Source organism: Parvularcula sp. IMCC14364 (genome assembly GCF_030758415.1).
In the GTDB taxonomy this organism is placed as follows: Bacteria; Pseudomonadota; Alphaproteobacteria; order Caulobacterales; family Parvularculaceae; genus Aquisalinus.
In genome coordinates, this window is record NZ_CP132334.1 from 2,663,805 (window position 1) to 2,684,942 (window position 21,138).

At 53.4% G+C, this 21,138-nt stretch carries 23 protein-coding genes and 1 pseudogene; 9 read left to right on the forward strand and 15 right to left on the reverse strand.

Going from position 1 to position 21,138, the window contains the following annotated elements:
- Window positions 1–69: 69 nt before the first annotated feature.
- A complete protein-coding gene (locus tag RAL90_RS12360) occupies window positions 70–504 on the reverse strand; it encodes a hypothetical protein (protein WP_306251065.1) in 435 nt (144 codons plus the stop codon).
- Window positions 505–681: 177 nt separating this feature from the next.
- Window positions 682–1,845: pseudogene (locus RAL90_RS12365) on the reverse strand (IS30 family transposase).
- Window positions 1,846–2,013: 168 nt separating this feature from the next.
- Between RAL90_RS12365 and RAL90_RS12370 the strand changes: the two are divergent.
- Entirely contained in the window at window positions 2,014–2,373 is a 360-nt protein-coding gene (locus RAL90_RS12370; protein ID WP_306251066.1) for a hypothetical protein, read from the forward strand.
- Here RAL90_RS12370 and RAL90_RS12375 read toward each other — a convergent pair.
- On the reverse strand, window positions 2,355–3,170 hold the full coding sequence (locus tag RAL90_RS12375) for a class I SAM-dependent methyltransferase (protein ID WP_306251068.1): 816 nt from the start codon (window positions 3,168–3,170) through the stop codon (window positions 2,355–2,357). The two genes, RAL90_RS12370 and RAL90_RS12375, sit on opposite strands and share 19 nt — an antisense overlap.
- Before the next feature lie 297 nt (window positions 3,171–3,467).
- Here RAL90_RS12375 and RAL90_RS12380 point away from each other — a divergent pair, with 297 nt between their 5' ends.
- Entirely contained in the window at window positions 3,468–4,349 is an 882-nt protein-coding gene (locus RAL90_RS12380) for a hypothetical protein (protein WP_306251070.1), read from the forward strand.
- On the opposite strand, the gene RAL90_RS12385 is transcribed toward RAL90_RS12380, so the two are convergent.
- The gene (locus RAL90_RS12385; protein WP_306251072.1) at window positions 4,322–5,137 is read right to left on the reverse strand and encodes a calcium-binding protein; all 816 of its coding nucleotides are present in this window, start codon (window positions 5,135–5,137) and stop codon (window positions 4,322–4,324) included. The genes RAL90_RS12380 and RAL90_RS12385 overlap by 28 nt on opposite strands.
- Window positions 5,138–5,199: 62 nt before the next feature.
- On the reverse strand, window positions 5,200–6,033 hold the full coding sequence (locus RAL90_RS12390; protein WP_306249540.1) for an IS5 family transposase: 834 nt from the start codon (window positions 6,031–6,033) through the stop codon (window positions 5,200–5,202).
- Between the two features lie 213 nt (window positions 6,034–6,246).
- Here RAL90_RS12390 and RAL90_RS12395 point away from each other — a divergent pair, with 213 nt between their 5' ends.
- From RAL90_RS12395 to RAL90_RS12405, 3 genes are read left to right on the forward strand one after another with little or no spacing between them, the layout of a single operon-like run.
- Window positions 6,247–7,233 (forward strand): hypothetical protein, encoded by a 987-nt coding sequence (locus RAL90_RS12395; RefSeq protein ID WP_306251073.1) that lies wholly within the window; start codon window positions 6,247–6,249, stop codon window positions 7,231–7,233.
- 51 nt (window positions 7,234–7,284) lie between these two features.
- Window positions 7,285–7,860: an NnrU family protein gene (locus tag RAL90_RS12400; protein WP_306251075.1), complete on the forward strand. Its 576-nt coding sequence runs from the start codon at window positions 7,285–7,287 to the stop codon at window positions 7,858–7,860.
- A gap of 9 nt (window positions 7,861–7,869) precedes the next feature.
- Window positions 7,870–8,571 (forward strand): SDR family NAD(P)-dependent oxidoreductase, encoded by a 702-nt coding sequence (locus tag RAL90_RS12405; protein ID WP_306251077.1) that lies wholly within the window; start codon window positions 7,870–7,872, stop codon window positions 8,569–8,571.
- 10 nt (window positions 8,572–8,581) lie between these two features.
- Here the strand turns inward: RAL90_RS12405 and RAL90_RS12410 are convergent, their stop codons facing one another.
- The 8 genes from RAL90_RS12410 to RAL90_RS12445 form a co-directional block, all read right to left on the reverse strand.
- Window positions 8,582–9,733 carry a hybrid sensor histidine kinase/response regulator gene (locus RAL90_RS12410; RefSeq protein WP_306251079.1) on the reverse strand — a complete coding sequence of 384 codons (1,152 nt, stop codon included), beginning with the start codon at window positions 9,731–9,733 and terminating at the stop codon, window positions 8,582–8,584.
- Window positions 9,717–11,093, reverse strand: a complete 1,377-nt coding sequence (locus RAL90_RS12415; RefSeq protein WP_306251081.1) for an ATP-binding protein — start codon at window positions 11,091–11,093, stop codon at window positions 9,717–9,719. The genes RAL90_RS12410 and RAL90_RS12415 overlap by 17 nt, the downstream gene beginning before the upstream one ends.
- Before the next feature lies 1 nt (window position 11,094).
- A complete protein-coding gene (locus tag RAL90_RS12420; RefSeq protein ID WP_306251083.1) occupies window positions 11,095–11,637 on the reverse strand; it encodes a heme NO-binding domain-containing protein in 543 nt (180 codons plus the stop codon).
- 125 nt (window positions 11,638–11,762) lie between these two features.
- Entirely contained in the window at window positions 11,763–12,692 is a 930-nt protein-coding gene (locus tag RAL90_RS12425; protein ID WP_306251086.1) for an oxidoreductase, read from the reverse strand.
- 49 nt (window positions 12,693–12,741) lie between these two features.
- Window positions 12,742–13,569 carry a tetratricopeptide repeat protein gene (locus tag RAL90_RS12430; RefSeq protein WP_306251088.1) on the reverse strand — a complete coding sequence of 276 codons (828 nt, stop codon included), beginning with the start codon at window positions 13,567–13,569 and terminating at the stop codon, window positions 12,742–12,744.
- A gap of 69 nt (window positions 13,570–13,638) precedes the next feature.
- Window positions 13,639–14,961 carry an acetylglutamate kinase gene (locus RAL90_RS12435; protein WP_306251089.1) on the reverse strand — a complete coding sequence of 441 codons (1,323 nt, stop codon included), beginning with the start codon at window positions 14,959–14,961 and terminating at the stop codon, window positions 13,639–13,641.
- Window positions 14,962–15,054: 93 nt separating this feature from the next.
- On the reverse strand, window positions 15,055–15,585 hold the full coding sequence (locus RAL90_RS12440; protein WP_306251091.1) for a DUF4199 domain-containing protein: 531 nt from the start codon (window positions 15,583–15,585) through the stop codon (window positions 15,055–15,057).
- Between the two features lie 111 nt (window positions 15,586–15,696).
- Entirely contained in the window at window positions 15,697–16,110 is a 414-nt protein-coding gene (locus RAL90_RS12445; RefSeq protein WP_306251093.1) for a response regulator transcription factor, read from the reverse strand.
- A 111-nt stretch (window positions 16,111–16,221) separates the two neighbouring features.
- On the opposite strand from RAL90_RS12445, the gene RAL90_RS12450 reads away from it, so the two are divergent.
- The 4 genes from RAL90_RS12450 to RAL90_RS12465 all read left to right on the forward strand — a co-directional run bounded on the left by RAL90_RS12450 (window position 16,222) and on the right by RAL90_RS12465 (window position 19,510).
- Window positions 16,222–17,235 carry a DctP family TRAP transporter solute-binding subunit gene (locus tag RAL90_RS12450; RefSeq protein ID WP_306251095.1) on the forward strand — a complete coding sequence of 338 codons (1,014 nt, stop codon included), beginning with the start codon at window positions 16,222–16,224 and terminating at the stop codon, window positions 17,233–17,235.
- A gap of 4 nt (window positions 17,236–17,239) precedes the next feature.
- Window positions 17,240–17,818, forward strand: coding sequence for a TRAP transporter small permease (locus RAL90_RS12455; protein WP_306251097.1), 579 nt, complete (start codon window positions 17,240–17,242; stop codon window positions 17,816–17,818).
- Window positions 17,815–19,089 carry a TRAP transporter large permease gene (locus tag RAL90_RS12460; RefSeq protein ID WP_306251100.1) on the forward strand — a complete coding sequence of 425 codons (1,275 nt, stop codon included), beginning with the start codon at window positions 17,815–17,817 and terminating at the stop codon, window positions 19,087–19,089. The genes RAL90_RS12455 and RAL90_RS12460 overlap by 4 nt, the downstream gene beginning before the upstream one ends.
- A gap of 157 nt (window positions 19,090–19,246) precedes the next feature.
- Window positions 19,247–19,510, forward strand: coding sequence for a hypothetical protein (locus tag RAL90_RS12465; RefSeq protein ID WP_306251102.1), 264 nt, complete (start codon window positions 19,247–19,249; stop codon window positions 19,508–19,510).
- 260 nt (window positions 19,511–19,770) lie between these two features.
- On the opposite strand, the gene RAL90_RS12470 is transcribed toward RAL90_RS12465, so the two are convergent.
- Both RAL90_RS12470 and RAL90_RS12475 read right to left on the reverse strand, forming a co-directional pair.
- Window positions 19,771–20,181 carry a hypothetical protein gene (locus tag RAL90_RS12470; RefSeq protein WP_306251104.1) on the reverse strand — a complete coding sequence of 137 codons (411 nt, stop codon included), beginning with the start codon at window positions 20,179–20,181 and terminating at the stop codon, window positions 19,771–19,773.
- A gap of 125 nt (window positions 20,182–20,306) precedes the next feature.
- Window positions 20,307–20,945, reverse strand: coding sequence for a hypothetical protein (locus RAL90_RS12475; protein WP_306251106.1), 639 nt, complete (start codon window positions 20,943–20,945; stop codon window positions 20,307–20,309).
- Window positions 20,946–21,138: the final 193 nt, after the last annotated feature.

Consider the following 21,138-nt stretch of genomic DNA (forward strand, 5'->3'; position numbering starts at 1 on the left):
GAAACTTATGGTCAGACCGGATAATCAGGTTTGGCGTACTACGCTTTGGGCTTCATACACCCAACTTGCTCAATTTTGGATAATTGATATATTCTGGGTAACCGAGAAAAGACCGCTGGATGTAAAACTTGTTACCTCAACAAAATCTTGGCTATGCGGTTCGCCCATTTGGAGCAGATAGATGCTCTTATCATTAGAATCTAATGTAACCGCATTAAACTGTCCACCTAGTATCTCCTGAGTTGTTAAGCTACCGGACAACTGAGAAAGGGTTTGCGGTGCAGCTCCCTCATAAATCGAGGCGACAATCTCCCCCTTGATGGCAACTTCATGAACATAAAAGTCCACACCAGCTGTGTAGAGAACATTAGCCCCAACCGGCAATTCGAGACATACATATTGCCCTCTGTAATCACAGTTTTTTGCCACCATGCTTGGAGTGAATGCACATACGAATAAAACCAATCCAATCAGTGAAGTCACTGTCTTACCCTTAGTCTTCATTACCGACTCCTAATCGCTTCACAATTACAGCCAAAGTTCATAATCATATTCAACTTCCTGCCCGAACATAAATACCATTAAGAGACGTCACATTTCCAGTGCGTAGGGCACATTACGACTTCGGCTTCATCCGCCATTTGCGCGCCCTCTCTCCAGCGCTAATTAAACGGTGCCGATTCAACCGGTCATCGCAACACAGGTATTTAATCGCTCAGCTGGGGTCTCATAGTCCAGTGTTTTTCTTGGGCGCTCATTTAGTTCTCTGGCGATCGCGTCCAACTGCTCCTGGGAGTGCACTGACAGATCCGTTCCCTTGGGGAGATATTGGCGCAATAGCCGATTGGTGTTTTCGTTCGTGCCGCGCTGCCATGGACTTTGCGGATCGCAGAAATAGACTTCGATATCCGTTTCAACAGTGAAGCGCTTATGCTCTGCCAGTTCATGGCCTCGATCCCAGGTAAGGGATTTATAGAGTTCGTCTGGGATTCTGTTGGCATGTTCGATCAACGCATCGACGACGGTTTCAGTGCGCCGGTTGGCTACCTTTGCAAGCATCACATAGCGCGAGTGACGCTCAACCAGGGTCACGATGAAGCTATGCTTGGGACCACAAATCAGGTCACCTTCCCAGTGACCGGGGACGGCGCGATCCTCCACCGAAGCAGGTCGTTCGCTGATCGAGACCGCATCCTTGATCTGTCCGCGTGGGTCTTTGCCTTTAAGCGCATGTCTTGAACCGCGTAACTGGCGACACGTTCGTAAATACTGCACGAGCTCTTTCTTCAGCACACCGCGCGCCTGTACGTATAGGCTTCGATAGATCGTTTCATGAGACACGTTCATCGCCTCTTGCCTTGGGTGCGCCCGCGCTAACCAGCCGGCGATCTGCTGTGGTGACTAATGGCGCTGAAGCTTGCAAACTACAACTTGCCGCAACTCATCATGCATGGCCAGCTTGCAAGGCTTCGGACGTAGGGCCTGCTTCCAGGCGCGCTTATCTGCTTTGACCGCGCGGTAACGCCTGGCGCCACCATTGCGCTTGATCTCCCGGCTGATGGTTGAAGCAGCACGCCCCAAAGCGCGTGCAATCGATCGGATGGATCGGTCCACCATAAGTCCTCGAGAAATCTCTTCACGCTCAGCCAAACTCAAACAGCCGGGCGCGCGGCGACGTTCAACCGGAGTATACCCACCCGTCGAACGAATATGTTTGAAAATGCTCGAAGATGGTTTTCCGAACTCTCGCCCGATCGACTTCATTTGTTCGCCGCGTCGCCATCGCTCCCACAGCTCTGCCTTTTGAGCCGGTGTAAAGCCAACCCGTACGTATTTCTTCCTCATCACTGTCGCTCCACATATCGAATTTATCGTATGTGTTGCGACGACCCATTGAACGCACAGGCTTTAATTGGCGCTGAGAGCCTACCCCCCCAAAAAAAACTTATGGGCCCCCTTCTGCCAGCCCTTAACATGCTGCCCCTCGAGATAAATCCAGCAGGAGATGCGTGCATGTATGACTCTGAGATCAGCCCGCCCGAAAGCGATACCATCATCCCGGAGAGTGATCTCTCCGCTGACCCGGCAGATACTGAAATGCTGCCGGAAGACGCCGCCGCGTTCACGGCCGCCTATCCGGTGGATGAAGAAACAGCCCAATGGCGACAACAGAACCTGACGGCGGAAGCGGACCGGGAGAGCTATATTTCCGGCACTGATCCGGTGCGCGCCTTGCGCGAAGCCTCCAAAGCCGCTTTTGAGCAGATGATAGAGCAGTCCATTGCCAATGGCACAATGGACATGACCCTCGAAGAAATCATCAAGGAAGCCGTAACCCGCTACAAAGCGTACAATCAGGATGAACGGGTCTGAATTTCATTCCAAGATGTATATTCCGACCTTTTTTTTCCCTTAGCCCGATGAAACTCTTCAAGACCTTCCACCTTCAGTCGTCGTCTATGGCTATGGTAAAATCCAAGTGACTTCAATTCGGGCTGCTGGAATAATATGGTCCCAGGGGCAGAGATGATACTCCCCCCAGGGGCAAGAGCATCGCGAAATTTAAGATAAATATCCCTGCGAAAATTTTCTTCAATATGAATTGTTGTAGAAAAATCAAGAATGTAATCAAACTTAACCCCAATACCCTCTACACTGAACATATAGTCTTCATATATGTTCGGGCTTTTATTCTGCAAGTCTCTCAAGGGTACTTCATATGCAGAAAAAGCGTCTAAAGAAGGCCTGTGGCTATCGAAACCATGATAGTTTCCTCGATCCAAGTAATCTATAAGATGTATACCAATACGACCTGCACCACAGCCAGCATCTAGAACTTTATGATTTTTCATCAGACCTCTGATTTTAAGTAAATCAAAGTAAACTTTTCCCATCACCCATGGCATGCCATAATATGAATGATGTTTTTCGTGGAAGAAATGTCCCAAGGAATAAGTTTTCCTTACCTTCTCAGGATCAAGTTCCAGTTCAGGCTCTACCGAGAGACCAGTCGTGCGCATCGTCTCGCGCCAACCCAATGCGCCAAAATTTGGAGCACGGCTGAGTTGCTGGACAGGGACACCTTTAGCCAAGCCAAGCTCCAGAACAGGTGTACCATTATTAGCTTGCGAACTATCTCCATTCTCGTTGGTAGTTTGATCTTTAGTCATGGCACATACGTCTCACGTTTCTAAACGGGGTGTTTTTCCAATTCCATCGGCAGAAAATGACTTTTTCCCAAAAATCTACTTGCTTTTTTAATTCCTTAGGGGTGTATTGCTCATGAGTGTCAATCATAAAGTGTTCGCGGGTATCAATAGGGACAAAGATGTATGTTTGGCAGTTATACCTCAGATATTGTGACATACATAAACACCCGACACAGGAAAACCTTCGAGGAATTATGGCTGGATCTTTTAAAAAGGAGGGATAGCCTTTCATCGCACGAACCTTCCAGAAGGGATTTGATGGATTTTTTTTCCACCAGTAAATTCAGGAAGGTATACGCACAACTGGCTAGTGAACTCTGCGAAGCATACGCCATTCCAAGAGGAAAATTCATTATCCAATCCCAACCAACCCCCAGAATTTTCAAGCCCGAAAGTCACGGAACAAGCTGGCATACAGATTACTGGTATGGGCACGGTAAAGAATTTTTTACTGCATGGGTACCCCTTCAAGGGGTAGTTGCTGGGGCAACATTTGAAACTCTCCAAAGTCTCGAACATAACAACAAGTTACTTAATCACTATACAAATAGTCCAGAATTATTGCAAAAAGACTTCGATCTGCTTGGTTACGAGCCTTCCATTGTTTTGCCTGCAAAAGAGCAAATAGCTGTATTTGGTTCTACTGTACTTCATGCATCCCTAAAGAATAAAACAAAAACAACTAGAATATCATTTGATTTCCGCTTTGGCCCTTCCGGAGATATAACCTCAACTAAAGACTATAATAATTATCTTGCCCTGGATGTACATGGTGATCTCAGGTCACGTGTCAGTAAGCACAAGTCCTTCCTCAAGTACATCAGAGGGGGGAAAAATGTTAGCACCAGCTCTCAACATATACTTCTGGAAGCATGTTGCGAAGCTAATCAAGTTGAAATCATCGCCCAAGAGGCAGAAATAGAACGATATGGACAACCAATGTTTATAAAACATGTTAAAGAAATAATGCGTGGCGAATCCAAATTCGCCGGAATAGCTGTAGGCTGCAAAGCTCTAATAGATCCTGAAAATATGGACTTGGTGAAACAGACCAGGGTTCCCATTTACTTTGCCCTTGAAAATACCTTTTTGACTCAATCTGACAGTTCGACTTACGCCGGATCGAGAACAAAAATTTGATTCGCAATTTTTGAAAGTTTGTAATTAGAAATTAATAGTTCAGCACCTTTGTATACAAAAATAATGTCTCCATCAACTTCATTCATAAAAGCCATAGCAATCTCAACTGTAGAGAAGCCAAACCTTGACAAATCAAGAGCATCATTAGCACTAAAGTCTACAATAATATCCTGACCTGAACCAGGCTCATAAAGGAAAGTATCCGCGCCCCCCATACCAGATAAGAAGTCATTACCTGGTCCACCAAAGATAATGTCATTATTCCGCCCACCGTATAACAGATCGTCACCTTCTTCACCGAACAAGACATCGGCAGCCCTATTTCCATAAAGAGTATCATCATCCTCCCCGCCGAAGAGCAGATCGACTCCCTCACCACCTAATAAAAGGTCAGGCCCCAACCCACCCGACAGACGATCATTACCAAATTGCCCCCTTAAAGTGTCAGCTCCTTCGTCGCCGTGCAAGTCATCATCGCCGCCTCCACCTTCAACATAATCATTATCCTCACCTCCGAAAATCCTATCATAACCACTTCCGCCAAAAAGATGATCTGGACCACGCAAACCAAGAATGACATCATCACCATACTTACCTGAAATTACATCCCCCCCCGGCGAACCGGATAAATTATCTTGATCGTTTGTTCCCCACTTGCAGGAAATGATTAAGTTACTCCTGCCCATATCAGCTTTGCACCACTCTGACATTTCTGAATGCGGCAGTTGCAATAAGACTAAACTGGCAAGAAGCGCTGACTTTAACACAACACCCTCTCTTTTATCCATTCCCAAAGACCATACTTCAGTACGGAAGAAACCGCTACTTGAGAGTCTGAATCAAAAGTCTTTCATATGAAACATGCTCTTGCCAGTCGTCTTGTTGCGATACGGATGTGAGCCATGAATAGCCATGCGATAGCTGAGGTCCAGCATCGTTCCCAATCCTTGGCGAGACGGCGTGATCGCCCTAACCATGCGAATGTGCGTTCTACGACCCATCGCCGGGGCAGGACTTTAAAGCCTTTCATTTTATCGGATCGCTTGATGATTTCCATCCGGAATGGACCGACTTTTTTAAGTTTGCGCTTTAGCTTATCTCCCGCATAGCCACCATCGGCAAAGATATGGCGAAGCCATGGAAATTTGTCTCGCGCTTCCATCAACACCGCTGGTGCGCCGTCGCGATCCTGTACATCCGCGGCATGCACAAGTGCTGTCACCAGAAAGCCTTCCGTATCCGTCAGAATATGCCGCTTGCGGCCTTTTATATTTTTGCCCGCGTCAAAGCCAGTAATACCGCCACTTTCTGTGGTTTTAACCGACTGGCTATCGATCACACCTGCGCTGGGGTGTGGGCTTCTGCCGTGTGCTTCGCGGCATTCAAACAGCAGGCGGTGATTGATCTTTTCCAGCAATCTGTCATCACGCCACCAATAAAAATATTTCTGAACCGTCGAAAAAGGCGGGAAATCCCTTGGTAACATGCGCCATTGGCAGCCAGTAGACGCGATATACAACAAGGCGTTCATGATCTCCCGCATCGGCCACTTGCGAGGACGCCCCATCCGATTTGGAAGAGGTATTTCAGGTTCAATCAAAGCCCATTCGTCGTCCGTCAGATCACTTGCATAGCGCAGGAAACTGCGGTCATAATATGTGCGGGTGGTTTCATTCCAACTCATCTGATCCTCCGTGTCTTAAGCAAACAAAGAGAATCATAAGTCGTTGAAATCACCCAGATACTTTTGGATCAGGCTCTGAGTCACTCGCTCTCAGCGCTAATTAAACGGCTTTAATTAGCGCTGAGAGCCTACCCCCCCGAAAAACTTATGGGCCCCCTTCTGCCAGCCCTTAACATGCTGCCCCTCGAGATAAATCCAGCAGGAGATGCGTGCATGTATGACTCTGAGATCAGCCCGCCCGAAAGCGATACCATCATCCCGGAGGGTGACCTCTCCGCTTACCCGGCAGATACTGAAATGCTGCCGGAAGACGCCGCCGCGTTCACGGCCGCCTATCCGGTAGATGAAGAAACAGCCCAATGGCGACGCCAAAACCTGACGGCGGAAGCGGACCGGGAGAGCTATATTTCCGGCACTGATCCGGTGCGCGCCTTACGCGAAGCCTCCGGCCAGACCCTGCAGCGCATTGAGTACAGCGAATTGATGCTCGACCGGCTCTCGCGCCAGGTGATGGGCTTGTGCAGCGAGCAGGAAAGCGTCGAGGAAAAACGCGTCAAACAGGTGCTGGACAAGACCCGCATGGTGACCAGCATTATCCGTGGCTATCAGCACCTTTTCACCATGCATGAGGAGCTGATTGGCCGGGTGAGCCGCCTGCATGAGCGGGACGAAAAAGCAGGGGCTGCCTTTGACCGGCTGCAGGCGGAAAAGGCACAAACCGGGGAGCACCCGATCCCCGCCACTCCGGCTTCTCCCACAAGGCCGGTTTCCACCGCCCCAGACCACGCAAGGGAAAATCAGGGCAACGCAGAACAGCGCAACCAGTCGCGCAAGACGCCGCGTCACCGGAAGACCCAGAAAAATATGCAGAAAAAGGCCCCAAAAAAGCCGCAGAAAAATCTGCAGAAAAAAAATTCTGCCCAGAGCGCCGGACACACTGCCCGCGCAGCTGCCGGTCCGGCACCAGCCCCTTTCGCTTCTTCCCCGGCAGACGCGGAGCTTGAGGTGCTGCTGGATCAAAATCCCTGTGAGGGCACAGATGTCGAGAGCACAGATCTTGACAATATCGACCTGCTGCTTGCCCGCGAAACATTGCCGGCCCAGGCCCGCAACAGCCTGAAATCCCTGCGCACGGCCCTGTCCCGAACTGCCGCCATAAAACAGGCAGCACGGCGCCATCACCAAAAGCAGCAACCATAGCCGCCAGGGGTGACGCCGGTTATACTCCAAAAAAAATCACTGGAGTGCACCATGTCTCACCTGCCGCTTATCATCGGGCTGATCCTTTTTCTCGGCGTTCACCGAATTCCGGCGATGCCGGGCTTGCGCGCCAGCCTGCATGAGCGCTTTGGTGCGGGCGGCTACAAGGGACTGTTTTCACTCGGCTCTTTCCTTGGCCTTGGCCTCATCATCTGGGGGTTCGGCCTCGCCCGGCAGGCGCCGGTGTCCCTATACGTGCCGCCAGCCTGGCTCGCCAATTTTACCGCAGAGTTGATGATCCCGGTATTCATCCTGCTGGTTGCTTATGGCCTGCCGGGGCGCATTGCCGCGTTCACCCGGCACCCGATGCTGCTGGCAATAAAAATCTGGGCCCTCGCCCACTTGTTCAGCAACGGGTTATTGCATGAAGTCCTGCTGTTTGGCGGGTTTCTCGTCTGGGCCATTCTCGACCGGATTTCCCTGAAAAAACGCGGCGTGGCCGGCGCGACGGTTGGGGCCCGCCCCATGGTCTATGACGGTGTGGCCCTGTTTGGCGGGCTCGCTGCCTATGTCATCTTCATGATCTGGCTGCATCCGCTGCTGATCGGCGTCCCGGCGGTCTATTAGGCAGGCACCATGGAAAGTCTGCGCGATAAGTTCACCGCCATTGTCATCGGGGCCAGTGGCGGCATCGGCAGCGCGGCCTGCGCCGAGCTGAAAAAAAATCCGCGTTGCGGCACCCTCGTCGCCCTGTCCCGCGAAAGCGCCCCGGCGCTGGACCTGACGGACTCGGCCAGCATCGCCGACGCTGCGGCGCAGGTGAAAAAAAATCATGGCACAGCCGATCTGGTATTCGTCGCCAGTGGCATCCTCGCCCCGGCTGGCAAGGGACCGGAAAAAAGCATCCGCCATCTCGATATGGCCGACATGTCAGAAGTCTTCGCCATCAACGCCCTCGGGCCGGCGCTGGTCGCACGCCATTTCGCGCCGCTATTGCCCCGAGACAGCAAGTCAGTACTGGCGTTCCTGTCCGCACGGGTCGGCTCCATCAGCGATAACCGCCTGGGCGGCTGGATTTCCTACCGCGCCGCCAAGGCCGCCCTGAACCAGATTGTCCGTACAACCGCTATTGATGTAGCCCGCAGCCGACCTTCATCGGTCTGCCTTGCCCTGCATCCAGGGACTGTGGACACAGCCCTGAGCAGTGACTTCACCACGGCATATGAAAAATTCACCCCGGCTGAGAGCGCCCGGCAGTTACTGCAGGTCATGGACCAGAAAAGCCCGTCACAAAGCGGCGGCTTTTTCGCCTATGACGGGGAGAAGATAGAATGGTAACCCACAGCCCTCAGGCAACGCGAGCGACATTTTCCTCAGCACGCGGCAAGGACATGACAACACTCGTCCCGGCAGCATCATTCGACGTGATTTCAAGGGAGCCATGGTTTGCCTTGGCAACCGTCGAAACCAGCGCCAGTCCAAGGCCGATCCCGTCATGTTCACGGGACAGGGAACTGTCACCTTGTTTGAATGGTTCGCACACATCCTTCAGTACGGCCTCCGGAATACCAACGCCTGTATCCGCCACCCGCACCAGCACGCAATCCGGCCCGGTCTTGACCATGACACTGATATGCCCATTTGGACGATTGAATTTCAGTGCATTACTGAGCAATTCCCGCATGGCTATCGTGATTTCAGGCTTATGGGCAAAAACATCAACATGGCGGCGGAGGCTGTCCAGCGAAATGGTGATGCGTTTTGCCTTGAGCTTCGGGCGCAGGGCATTGATCTCCCATTGCAGGCAGGCAATCAGGTCAAAAGCGCTGGGCTTTTCATTGCTCTGTTCAGATCGCAGCCGCGCAAATTCAAGCATCCGGTTGACAAGCAGCAGCATGTCGCTGCCGCTCTCTCTGATCTGCGACAGGAGCGCGATTGAATCGGCATCATTATTACTGACCCCGCCATGGTCACCTTCCAGAACATGCGCCAAACCAATAATATGATTAAGCGGTGTACGCAGCTCATGATTCATCATGGCCAGAAATGCGTCCCGTGCGGCTTCAGCTGGCACATTATCAGCTAGCTGATCACCTGCTTCCGCCGCCTTCTGCCTGGCGAACTGATAATCGCTCAAGGCGTGACTGATCGCCTCTTTCAGCACATCTGCTTCACACGGCTTACGCAGGAAGCGCATCACCTGCCCCTCATTCACGGCGGCAATGGCTGTCTCTTCATCAGAGTTCCCGGTCAGCATGATCCGGCGAATATCAGGCGCTTCTGCCCGGACACGCTTCAGCAACTCAATACCGTTCATCTCCGGCATTTTCATGTCAGCCACAATAACGCCAATGTCATCATGCTCGGCAATCAACTCAAGCGCCTTCGCGCCCCGTTCGGCAGTAATGATATTGAAATCCATGGACATGCGCCGACGCAACCCGGCAAGCAGGCGCGGTTCATCATCGACAAGAAGAATTTTCTCAGGCGGCACTGGCATTTTCTACATCTCCATAAAGATTAGTAAGCAGATTATTTTGTATCGGCAAGCAAATGAGGAACGTGGTTGCGTAACCGGGAATATCGACAAGCGTCAGTTTCCCGTCATGTCCCTTGATGATGCAATCCTTGGCAAGGGCAAGCCCTTGCCCGGTGCCTTTGCCAACAGGCTTGGTCGTAAAGAACGGGTCAAAAATCTTCTGGCGCAACGAATCGGGAATGCCCGCGCCTGTATCGCTGATCAATACAGATACATAATTTTCGCTGGACATTGTTTGAATACGGATACGACCATAACCCGATTCAGTGTCTGCCACAGCATCGATGGCATTAATGACGATGTTCAGAAGAACCTGCTGCACCTGCCCCTTACGGCACAGTATTTTGGGCAGGTTCTCGTCCAGTTCCAGCTTAATATCTGCGACGGTCTTGTGTCTGCTGCGACATATCCGGATGACATTTTCAATAACAATATTCAGATCCGTCTCATCGTCATCCCCGGTGCCCGGATGCGCAAAATCCTTCATCAGAAGGACAATATCCCTGACTTGCCGGATACCATCTCGCGATTCAGCAAGCGCTTCCCCGATCTCACTGACAAGAGACTCAAGGCAGATGGTGCTGTTATACTCATTGATCTGCTGAATTTCCGAGGTGAAATCCAGAATGCCGGAACCGGAAACAACTTTCCGCAGAGCCTCATAGAGAGCATACGACTTATATATCTTGCCAAGACCATCCACCAGATAATCAAGGTTATCGCCAATGAACTGAATGGGCGTATTGATTTCATGAGCTATGCCACTGGACAATGCACCAATAGCTTCAAGCCGGCGTGCCTCATCAATCTGCTGCGCCATCTGAGTACGTGCTTTTTCTGCCTTCAGTCTCGTACTGATATCATTGAAGACCAGAAGATAATGGATATTGCTGCCAACAGGCCCCTTATATCCCCTGACTTCCACCGGGACTGTAAAGCTACCACCCGATTTGACATACTCCTGCTCAAACAGAAAATGCCCCTGCTGCAAATCTTCAAGCCTGCTGCCAAGTCCGGACAGAATACTGTCAAGATGTATGCCGTGAATATCCGCAGCGCTCACCTGCAACAAGTCTTCAGCAGCCTTGTTTACGCCTTCGACAACAAATTCCTTTGTGCAAAGAATGATACTGTCCGGAACTGTTGCCATGATGCCTGACAGAATAGAATTGGAATATTCCAGCTGCTCAGTATTCTTCTGTAACTCAACATGTTTGTTGTATAATTCTCGGCTCTTGCTTTCGAGAAGCGTTTCGGCAGCTTTACGCCCGGCTTTTTCACGGCGCGCTATGGCTTCATATGTTGAAAGGCTTTCTGACATATCAGTTCTTCACAATGGTGAATTCAATGCGGGATACAGCGTCGTCTGCCAGGACTTTTCTGGTCACGCTGGCTGGCTCGGCAAAATACTCAAGACAACCAACAATCAACCCCTCACAGACATCACCAAGGTGCCGGCTGGAATTATAGATCATCACAAAACGGTTCGCGCTATGCTCTGTCACTTCAAATGACGGCAGTTCAGCATCAGGATATAACTTCAGCACTTCCTTGTGGATATGATCCTCAATGGAGGCCAGAAAACTGAATGCATCCGAACTGTCGGCAAAAAACTGCGGATAGATATGCGCAAATCGTCCGAAAAGATGCTTGCCGAATGTTTTCATCAAATCAGTTACAGGCACACTCATCTTCTGGGATAAGGCCTGAACCAGTGCCCCCATCTCGCAAACGGGATAGGTCCCAACTGACGTATAAGCCCCACCCGACGGGAGGTCGGCTTCATTGATGGCTTCCTGAAGAAAGGCAGGCGACTGCGCATCCTCAACAAGTTCCATCAACTCGGTAAAAACGATACCTTTCATATGCCCTGCTCCCTTGAGAAAAAGAAACGTATGAGAAGGCTCTTACATACTAAAAGTTGAGTTTTTGTTGATCGTCAGATGATAACGATCATTTATCCAGTTTGATAACAAAGCTAATAATCTGTTTACCAAGAAAAACGGGTCAGTTCTTCGGATACCTGCCAGAGTTGATCGGCGGCTTTATTGTCGCGGGCAAAAGTTTCAGGTTCTGTCTCGCGGACCGGGCCACCCATATCCTGAAAACCGGTCGGGCCATAATAGCCGCCGCTCCTGGCTTTCGGGTCTGTTGCCGCCAACAATGTGGGGTAGGCACCGTATTTTGCGCTCTGGGCGAAGATGATATTCATCAGGCCAAAGGCAGGCTTCCACAGTTTGCCAGGCCCGGTAAACTGCAGGTTGGTCGCAGAATAGCCGGGGTGGCAGGCGGCCGCGACAACAGCACTGTCCGCCTTTTTCAGGCGTCTGCTCACTGCATGAGTGAAAAGAAGGTTGGCCAGTTTGCTCTGCGAATAGGCCAGAACAGGATTATAGGATTTCTCTGATTGCAGATCCTTGAAATTGATCCGCTTGCGCCCATATTTATGGGCAATACTTGCGACGCTGACAATGCGCCCTTGCGCCTTTTCCACCAGCGGGAACAACTGACCGGCAAGCGCAAAATGCCCAAGATGATTGACACCGATCTGCATTTCAAACCCGTCCTGCGTCACTTCACGCTTGGGCGGCATCATGATCCCGGCATTGAGCAGCAGGCCATCAATGCTGTCTGTCTCTTTCGTCAGCAGGCTGGCTGCCTGTGCCACAGAAGACAGGTCGGCAAGATCAAGTCCGATCGCGCGAATATCAGCTTGTGGGGCTTCTGCCTTGATTTGGGCGACAGCCTTGTCGGCTTTTTCCGGACTACGGCAGAGGATGATAACCTCTGCCCCGGCACCGGCAAGAACACGCGCCGCTTCAAAGCCGATCCCGCTATTCCCGCCTGTAATGGCATAGCGCCTGCCCGACACATCCGGCATGTCCTCGACCCGCCAGCCATTGATCCCAAAACGCTGCATTCGTCCGTATCCTCTTTAATTCAATGCCAAACTATAGGGTTTGCAGCCGTCAAAAGCCATAGCGCATGTTATGCTCCGCAGCAGCGCCCACATTCCGCTTTGCCGGGGCGAGACTGGCATAGGCAGAGACAGCCTCTGCATCATCCGGGAAGGCCTTCAGATAGCGCTCAAAAAGATCACGTGCGCGGGCTATATCACCGGCAGATGCAGCACAAAGGGCAACCTTCTTGTAAGCGGCCATATCCCAGCCATTCTGCTGCAGTCGCTGATAATAGGCTGTGCAGGCCTGCGTATCAGCAGGCATCTCAAGCAGCGCCGTTTTTTGCTTGTGCGCCACAGTCTCTTGATGAGACTTTACCTCATCACCCAAAGCGCGCGACCGCTGGGCCGGGGCGCTCTGCTCTGGTGCAGCCCTTCGCGCCATTTCAGGGGCGGACGCTTGCCGTGTTTGGGTATTTCCCTGCAGGGAAGCAGGGGCAACATCCGGGGAAACCGTCCCCGCCGGATGATAAAAGTCCACGCACACTGTCGTCTGCCCACATGGCGCAATTTCGCTACGGATGGGCGGTGCTGCTGTATCGACAGACAGAACAGCACCGGTGCGCAAATCAAGTATATTCAGGGCAGAAACGAACTTTCCCGCCTCACGCATATCAATATCCAGCGCGCCGGACACGCCTGAAAGATAAAAGCGCCCATCGGGCTGCTTTTGCGCGGCACATGCCCGGCCACACATTACGATCACCCGGGATACCCCCGGCGCCTCACCAACCTTTACATTATCGAAGGTCGGCAAAGCGCGGCTGTCATTTGCCTGTGCTGAAGCCACAGACAGGCAAAATGCCGTGAAAAGAGCCGATAAAATGAACCTGCGCATAGCAGAATTTCATGTCGCCGTTCGCCATGGAAAATCAAGACAGTGATAAATCCCCTGACGGGCCTGCCCTCAGTCAAAACTCTCGGGCAATGCAGCTATCCGGTCAATCGTCTGCGCGGCAGAGACAAGGTCAACATCGCCGCGCCAGAAGACAACCCACTCCCCCCGGCGCACAGCCCCGTCCGTCTGGTTATGATAGAAATCATTGAAACCATTATCTTTCCGGGAGCGGAGGAAAAAGTGTGGTTCGGCCCGTTCAAGCTGCTGCCATACACCCTTGGCGAGACCTTCACCCCGCGCGCTTTCTGCCACCGCAAACTTGTCGAGATATGGCACACCCCCGCCCGGCAGGGTCGTCACCACCGCAGCAGCCCGATATTGTTCGGTGATAATTGCCTGTCGCAGATCAAGACCATCCCACCAGTCAGGTTTCAGTTGCCGACTGAAACTCTCTTCGACAAGAGCACTCAAGCGCACACCGTCAATCGCGGTGCGATCTGTGTACTCAACAATGCCCTCGCCCTGACGGATATAGGTGCCCGAGCCGCCATGGGTAAACAGCTCTCGCACCAGCTCCTGCGGGCGGGTGATCGACACCGAGCTTTCAAGCGGCAGATCCCCCAGCAGCTTGCGGATTTCCTCCAGCTTCAGACGCATCCCGGAATGCAGCCAGTCAGCCTGCATCAACGGCTCGTAATCAGTGGTCAGATTGATCGTGTCGATGATTTCACCCCCGTCATCCAGCAAGCCGCCGGCACCGGACAGGAAGATGATTTTCATCGGCTGCAGGACATGTACCAGCGCCGTGACAACCGCATCGCCATTGATATTGACGATCTGCCCGCCCGGCGTAACGCCAAGGCAGGTCAGGATCGGCACTGCACCGGAGGCAATCACGGAGCGGATCAGATCCTGCTGGATACCGGTCGCCTGCCCCACCAGCCCGAAGCGCTGCTGATCCAGATAATCAGCTTCAATAACACCGGCATTCAACGTATGCGCCTCAACCCCCCGCGCGCGCACCGCTTCGACCAGCCTGAGATTCTGGGCAAGGAAGACCTTGCGCGCCACCTCCAGCACCTCTGGGGTTGTGACCCGCAAGCCGTCGATCTTCTCCGGTACCAGCCCGGCTTCCGCCATCGCCCTGTCCAGCTGCGGCCCGCCGCCATGGATCACCACGGGTGTCAATCCGACCTGATGCAGGAAGGCAAGTGCCGCGGCAGTTTCTTCCAGCTGCTCTTCCAGAATTGCACCGCCGATCTTGATAATGCCAAAACGCTCGGCATCAAGCCCGGCAAAACGCTGCAGATAGGTGCGCACCTCTTTCGAGCCACTCACATGAGAGAGCAGCTCGACAACAGTCTGTCTGATAGTCTCGGCAGATTCCGTCATGTCGGGCCTTCAATAAAACGTGCCCGGTACAAAACCGGGACTGGTTCTATGCCGGGGCACGCAAACAGAATCAAGCAAGAGGCTTGTTTTAGCTTAACCGCGTGCTGGCAGCACTTTCGGGTTGCGCAGGATTGCGGCGGACACCAGTGTCACGATCAGCGCGACCGGAAAGATTTCCGTAAAGGTGATAAGGATGCGCGTCAGCGGGTTCTGGTACATCTCATTGATCTGCTGCAGCTCTTCTGCCTTGCGGGCAATCTCATCAGCCGGCATCCCCTCTGCTTCGTATTTTGCCAGCAAGCCATCAACATATGTCGTGATGAAGCTGTAATCCGTGGCGGCAAGATACGCCTCCCAGCAGATGATGTAGGCAACGCTGGCCACCAGCGAGATCAACAGGCCCAGCTGAAACGCCTTGCCAAAAGAGATTACCCCACCCAGATCCCTGTCGCGATAGCGCTTGATGCCAATGAAGATCAGCGACAGCGCCACGATCATGAACAGATAGCCAAGTATCTGGGACGAGCCGAACCCCTTCCCGTCAGACAGCGCAAACCCGATCACCATACTGGTGATGATAACGGCCCCGGCAATAGCGCCGTAGGTCAGTGCGATACGTATCATTTCTGTGCCCTCCTTTTTTGGCATGATAGCGCCTACGAAGCCCGCTATCCCCCGGAAAATCTATCGCCCGAACGGGTGATCAGGCGATATTCACCCGTTCAGAGTGGCTTTTCAGGGAATGAGCGCCAGCTCCCGCGCTTTCTGGATGGCCTGTGTGCGGCGCTGCACCGACAGTTTCTCGTACAGATTTGCCAGATGCGTTTTCACTGTATTCGGGGAAATTTCCAGACTGCGCGCGATTTCCTTGTTGCTCTGCCCGTCTGCCAGCAAGGACAAGACTTCATGTTCGCGGGCACTGACCCCGAGCGACTTCAGCGCCGCCGTGTTCAGCTCAAAGCCAGCGGCCACCCGCCGGCGCGTCAGCTGATACCCCACCCAGGCCCCCAGCACAGTGAATCCTACAGCGATCAGCACGATGTAAATCTCTGCGGAATAGGCGTGGGTCAGGTGCCTGAATTCCAGCCATTCCAGCAGGAAAGCAGCCCCGGCCATCACCACGGCATAGATCAGGATTGTTCTGGTCATCCCGGCAGTTTGCCGCAAAATGGAGCCCGGAGCCAGTGCGCTCGTTTGCCCTCTGGTCAGCCCCGGACGGCCTGGGCTAGGCTGCACCAAAGCTACAAGGGAGAGAACCACATGAGGGGCCTGGTTCGCACGATCATATTTATCCTGATATCCGCTGCACTGGTCAGTCCGGCAGCGGCGCAGCGGGATATCACCATCCGTCTGGCGCATGTGGATGGCGCAGAATGGCAGAAGTCCAAAAAGGGTGCCGCGGCGGAAATTTTCAAGAATATTGTCGAGAATGAAACAGATATCACGGTGCAGCTGTTTCCCGCAAAAGCCCTGGGCGATGAAGATGATCTGGTGCAACAGGCTCAGGAAGGCACAGCCCAGATTGTGATTGTGTCTGCCGCCCTCTCAAAGCTTTGCAAGCCGGCCTATGTGCTGGACATACCCTACACCTTTACCAGTGCGCCGGTCGCATGGGATGTTCTGGACGGGCCTTTTGGGGCGGAACTCGCAGCAACCTGCCTGGAGCGTACAGGCCTGCGCACGCTGGCCTTTGGTGAAACAGGCTTCCGCAACTTCACCAACAGCAAACGCCCGGTGAAAACACCTGCGGACCTCAAGGGTTTGAAAATCAGGGTACAGCCCATTCCGCTCTATATCGAAATGGTCAAGGCCCTTGGCGCAGAGCCCACACCGATTGCGTGGTCTGAACTGCCCAATGCCCTCACCACCGGCGTGGCTGACGGCCAGGAGAACCCCGTCGGGACAATCTATAACAACAACCTGCACAAGTTGCAGGACTACATGATCCTTGACGGCCACAATTACGCGGTTGATTTTATTCTGATCAATGATGAATTCTACCAATACCTGCCGGAGAAAGACCGGGCTGTCGTCGCCCGCGCGGCACGCATTGCCGGGACCATGAGCCGCGCGATCCAGCAGTTCAATACGGCAGAGAGCCTGTCCACCGTCATCGAGGAAGGCATGGAGGTGCATGTTCCAACGCAGGAAGAACTGGGACAGTTCCGGGCCCGCGCGCGCCCTGCTGTGATTGCCTGGCTGGAACAGGAGCTGGGCGACGATGCGGACTGGATCACCAGACTTGAAGCAGCCGTCAGCGCGGCCAGCGACTGAGGTCATGCGCAAGCTCCTCAGCAGCGTGATGAAAGTGGCAGAGAGGGTGTTTGCTATCGGCGCTGCACTCTCCCTTGGCCTCATGTTTCTGATCGTGTTCGTCAACGCGGTCCGGCGCTATGCCTTTGGCAAGTCCTTTGAATGGGGTGAGGAACTGCCGGTCTATCTGGCCATTTTTGGCGTCATGTTCGGGTGCGCGCTCGGCTATCTGCAGGACAGGCATGTCCGGCTCGCGATCTTTGTGGATCCGCTGCCAGCAACGGCGAAACGCTGGGTGTACGCCGGGGTGGATATTGTGATGGTCGGCGCCGGAGCCATGCTGGGCTATTCCGGCTGGCTGTTTGCCGAGCGCCGCGGCAACATTGAATCTTCGGGTCTTGTCAGCAGTGCCCGGAGCATTTCTGAGGCGACGGGCATCGACGCCCTTGCCTTTTTCGGCCAGATGTATCCTTGGCAATTCGCCATGTGCCTTGGCGGCGCGATGATTAGCCTTGCTGCGCTCCTGAAATTTTTCGACCGGATCAGCGGCACAGTGCCAGCCGCCCCGGACACACACATGACGACACAGACAGGGGCGAGATGATGGTTTATGCCCTGTTGATCGCTGCACTTGTCATCGGCGTGCCAGTGGCTTTCGCCATCGTGGTAGCACTTGTGTATTTCATGGCGACGGGGGAATTTCCCTATCATATCCGCATTGTCGCCACGCAGATGTTCGGCGGGCTGAATTCCTACCCGCTACTGGCGATCCCTTTATTCATTCTTGCTGGTGAACTGATGAACGAATCCGGCATTACCCGGCGGATCATCGCATTTGCCAGTTTTCTGGTCGGGCGGATGCGCGCTGGGCTGGCGCTGGTGAATATCTGGGCCTCGGTTATCTTCGCCGGGCTTTCCGGCTCTGCCATTGCTGATTCCTCTGCACTGGGACGTATCTTCATTCCGGAAATGGAGCGGCGTGGATATCCGCGTGATTTCTCGGCTGCCCTGACAGCCGCTTCTTCCGTCATCGGCCCGATCATTCCCCCGTCCATCCCGGTGATCATCTATGCCCTGACGGTCACGGGCGTTTCCGTCCCGGCGATGTTTCTCGCCGGCGTGGTGCCGGGGCTGATCCTCGCGGTCTTCCTTTCCGCCTATGTGATGATCGTCGCCGGTGACTACGCCAGGGGCACGGATGATGAGGACCATGGCCCGGCCTGGAAAATCGTTCTGGAGGCGGTGATCCCGCTCCTGATGCCGGTTTTTGTTGTCGGCACGATCCTGGCTGGCGTGGTCACGCCAACAGAGGCGGCCAGTTTTGCCGTCGCCTGTGCCCTTTTTATCGGCCTGTTTGTCTATCGCCAGATCAAGCCCGGTCGCCTGCCGGGGGTGTTCGCGCGGGCCATGCGCGATGCAGCGGTGATCATGATTATTATCGCGGCTGTTGCTGCCGCCAACTGGCTGCTGACCTATAACCGTGTGCCTAACATGATCTCTGACTTCGTGCTGCTTTATGTGGACGCCCAATGGACATTCCTGCTGGCGGTGATCATCCTGTTTCTGCTGGTGGGGCTGTTTCTGGAAGGCATTGCCGCAATGCTGGTGCTGGTGCCCATCCTGCACCCGATCGCCGTCAGTCTCGGCATCGATCCCACCCATTTCGGCATCATTGTTATTTTCAATCTGATGATCGGCCTGATCACGCCGCCGATCGGGCTGTGCCTGTTTGTGGTGGAGAATGTCGCCCAGGTGGGTATGGCGAAGATTATCGCCCGCATCCTGCCTTTCTTTCTCGTGGAAGTGGCTGTTCTGTTGCTGATCACCTTTGTACCGCAGACTGTCACCTTCCTGCCCAACCTGTTCGGGCTTTAGAAGCGACAGCCCCGGCGGCTCAGACAGGCAATACTAACCCGATCATGGTCAGCAGAACCAGCAGGCCAAAAATGAACCCTGTTACACCGGCTGACATGATAATGGACATAAACACTGGCTGGTTCCTTTCCCGTTTCCTCATGAAGAACAGGTGGGAATGATCTGCCAAAATCCGAGTGATGAAGATCACAGTCTGTCAATAACCTGGCTGATTGTTGTGGATTACAACATTTCCGGGGACGGCAACCCCATTCCGGCATCAGCCGCCCGGGAAGAGCAGCCAGTCACATGGCGCGAGCTGGACAGCAAAAAGGCCGGTCGTGACCGGCCCCGTATTCATGGGTGTGATATTGGTATCAGTTTTTTTTTCGGCTTAAGCGATGCCGATCATGATGAGCGCGGCCATTGCCAGCACGGATAAGATGATGAAGGTGAAAGACTGAATGACAGGTGTCAGTGACACTTTATTCCTCTCTGGTTAGGTATGTGTTGCGTTTATCTTACATGATATAAATGGGTATTCTCACGCCGATTTGAAGTGATGTAAATCACACACTGGACGCAAGAGAAGACGCACCGCCGGTCGGCCCAGAGGCGCGACACAGTTTGAATTCAATGGCCGAAAGTCGCGGTGGTGTTGAAAAAGTCGGCTGATTTTTGGTTCAAAGAATGTCGCGGAGTTCAATTGTTAAGTTTTCTATTTGCGCCATAAACCCAGCCGGCAACATACCCGGCAATTAAAGCTGGGACTGCGAAAATGAATGCAAACAACCCAGAACCAATGAAGCCCACAATTGCAAAAGTTCTCGCATATTGTTTTTTTGATCCGCCATTTGGGATGAAGAATTTGTCGACGATAATGGCGCCAATACTGCCAACTACAAGTGCGTAGACAGCGGCAATTCCCCCAAGCGCTGCAATCCCTAAGAATTCACCTACGGACATCAAATCAGTAAAATCTATCGACAAGCTACGCTCATGTTGCAGGTCAACGACCATCATGGTGAGCATAGCTTGGATTGGTAGAGTGACCGCGAATACAGGAATTGTGGCAATTGCAGCTAAAAGCACAGATTTGAAGAAGTTCAGCATTCGATTTCCCGCGGACAATCAACTAATCAATTACTGCACATTAAATTATATAGGGCAACAATGCCCGCTTCGGCCCACTCCCTGCCCGGCTGATTGCGTGTGCCCTCCCTGGGGCCATCCTCGGGTCAGGCCATGGCGGTGATCTCGTTTAACAGGTCGGCTGTCACGGCTGGCATTTTGCGCACAGCTTTTGCCTGACGGCGGCGTTCGGCCCGGTTGAGATTTTTTTTCGGCGTGAGGCCGGGCAAGGCGTCTTCTTGTGCGGCGGCGGCTGGCTGCGGTGAGGCCGATTGCGGCGGGTTCGCCCCTGTAACGGGGATAGCTGCCTCTATTATCTCATTGCCGGGCGTGGCGGTCCGGTCAGATTTTTTTGTGGGTGATGTGGTGCGGGCGTGGGCTGTGTCGCTGGCGTCTGTGTCTTTTGTGTCTGCCGTGCTTGTTGCATGTGCGTCATCTGCTGGGGAGGGCGTACAGGTCCGCTGGTTGTACACAGCCATCGCCTCGGCAATGGTGACTTTCAACCCCATGTCTTTTTTCAGGGCTTCGAGTTTCTCGTAAGAGCGGATCTGGCTGGCCACGAGCCGGACCTGATCCTGCAACAGGCGCACGCGTTTTTCCTGTGGATTGAACAGGCTGCGTTGATCGGCGATCTGCAGGGTCAGGCTGTCGAGGGCTGTCTGCAGGTTGGTGATGCGGGACTGGGGCGTGAGCAGAAGGTCCCGGCCGTGGCTGAGTGGGGCTGATGCGGCTGTTGCTTCGGTCATATGGAGGTCTCCTTTTTTTTGAGGCGCAAAATGCGCCGGGAGACCCAGACTAAAGGCTGACAAAGGGGGGCCCATAGATTTTAATGTTTACGCTGACAACATGAGGCCTGAAGGGGGGCTGAGTGCAGAAAGAGGCTGAAATGGGGGCTGGAATGAGGCTGAAGGGGCGCCATCGCGCACAAGCGACCAGCGC

Excerpts from the sequence above, each read along its gene's own strand:
- RAL90_RS12360 (WP_306251065.1), bottom strand. The coding sequence starts at position 504 with ATGAAGACTAAGGGTAAGACAGTGACTTCACTGATTGGATTGGTTTTA.
- RAL90_RS12370 (WP_306251066.1), top strand. The coding sequence starts at position 2,014 with ATGTATGACTCTGAGATCAGCCCGCCCGAAAGCGATACCATCATCCCG.
- RAL90_RS12375 (WP_306251068.1), bottom strand. The coding sequence starts at position 3,170 with ATGACTAAAGATCAAACTACCAACGAGAATGGAGATAGTTCGCAAGCT.
- RAL90_RS12380 (WP_306251070.1), top strand. The coding sequence starts at position 3,468 with ATGGATTTTTTTTCCACCAGTAAATTCAGGAAGGTATACGCACAACTG.
- RAL90_RS12385 (WP_306251072.1), bottom strand. The coding sequence starts at position 5,137 with ATGGATAAAAGAGAGGGTGTTGTGTTAAAGTCAGCGCTTCTTGCCAGT.
- RAL90_RS12390 (WP_306249540.1), bottom strand. The coding sequence starts at position 6,033 with ATGAGTTGGAATGAAACCACCCGCACATATTATGACCGCAGTTTCCTG.
- RAL90_RS12395 (WP_306251073.1), top strand. The coding sequence starts at position 6,247 with ATGTATGACTCTGAGATCAGCCCGCCCGAAAGCGATACCATCATCCCG.
- RAL90_RS12400 (WP_306251075.1), top strand. The coding sequence starts at position 7,285 with ATGTCTCACCTGCCGCTTATCATCGGGCTGATCCTTTTTCTCGGCGTT.
- RAL90_RS12405 (WP_306251077.1), top strand. The coding sequence starts at position 7,870 with ATGGAAAGTCTGCGCGATAAGTTCACCGCCATTGTCATCGGGGCCAGT.
- RAL90_RS12410 (WP_306251079.1), bottom strand. The coding sequence starts at position 9,733 with ATGCCAGTGCCGCCTGAGAAAATTCTTCTTGTCGATGATGAACCGCGC.
- RAL90_RS12415 (WP_306251081.1), bottom strand. The coding sequence starts at position 11,093 with ATGTCAGAAAGCCTTTCAACATATGAAGCCATAGCGCGCCGTGAAAAA.
- RAL90_RS12420 (WP_306251083.1), bottom strand. The coding sequence starts at position 11,637 with ATGAAAGGTATCGTTTTTACCGAGTTGATGGAACTTGTTGAGGATGCG.
- RAL90_RS12425 (WP_306251086.1), bottom strand. The coding sequence starts at position 12,692 with ATGCAGCGTTTTGGGATCAATGGCTGGCGGGTCGAGGACATGCCGGAT.
- RAL90_RS12430 (WP_306251088.1), bottom strand. The coding sequence starts at position 13,569 with ATGCGCAGGTTCATTTTATCGGCTCTTTTCACGGCATTTTGCCTGTCT.
- RAL90_RS12435 (WP_306251089.1), bottom strand. The coding sequence starts at position 14,961 with ATGACGGAATCTGCCGAGACTATCAGACAGACTGTTGTCGAGCTGCTC.
- RAL90_RS12440 (WP_306251091.1), bottom strand. The coding sequence starts at position 15,585 with ATGATACGTATCGCACTGACCTACGGCGCTATTGCCGGGGCCGTTATC.
- RAL90_RS12445 (WP_306251093.1), bottom strand. The coding sequence starts at position 16,110 with ATGACCAGAACAATCCTGATCTATGCCGTGGTGATGGCCGGGGCTGCT.
- RAL90_RS12450 (WP_306251095.1), top strand. The coding sequence starts at position 16,222 with ATGAGGGGCCTGGTTCGCACGATCATATTTATCCTGATATCCGCTGCA.
- RAL90_RS12455 (WP_306251097.1), top strand. The coding sequence starts at position 17,240 with ATGCGCAAGCTCCTCAGCAGCGTGATGAAAGTGGCAGAGAGGGTGTTT.
- RAL90_RS12460 (WP_306251100.1), top strand. The coding sequence starts at position 17,815 with ATGATGGTTTATGCCCTGTTGATCGCTGCACTTGTCATCGGCGTGCCA.
- RAL90_RS12465 (WP_306251102.1), top strand. The coding sequence starts at position 19,247 with ATGATCTGCCAAAATCCGAGTGATGAAGATCACAGTCTGTCAATAACC.
- RAL90_RS12470 (WP_306251104.1), bottom strand. The coding sequence starts at position 20,181 with ATGCTGAACTTCTTCAAATCTGTGCTTTTAGCTGCAATTGCCACAATT.
- RAL90_RS12475 (WP_306251106.1), bottom strand. The coding sequence starts at position 20,945 with ATGACCGAAGCAACAGCCGCATCAGCCCCACTCAGCCACGGCCGGGAC.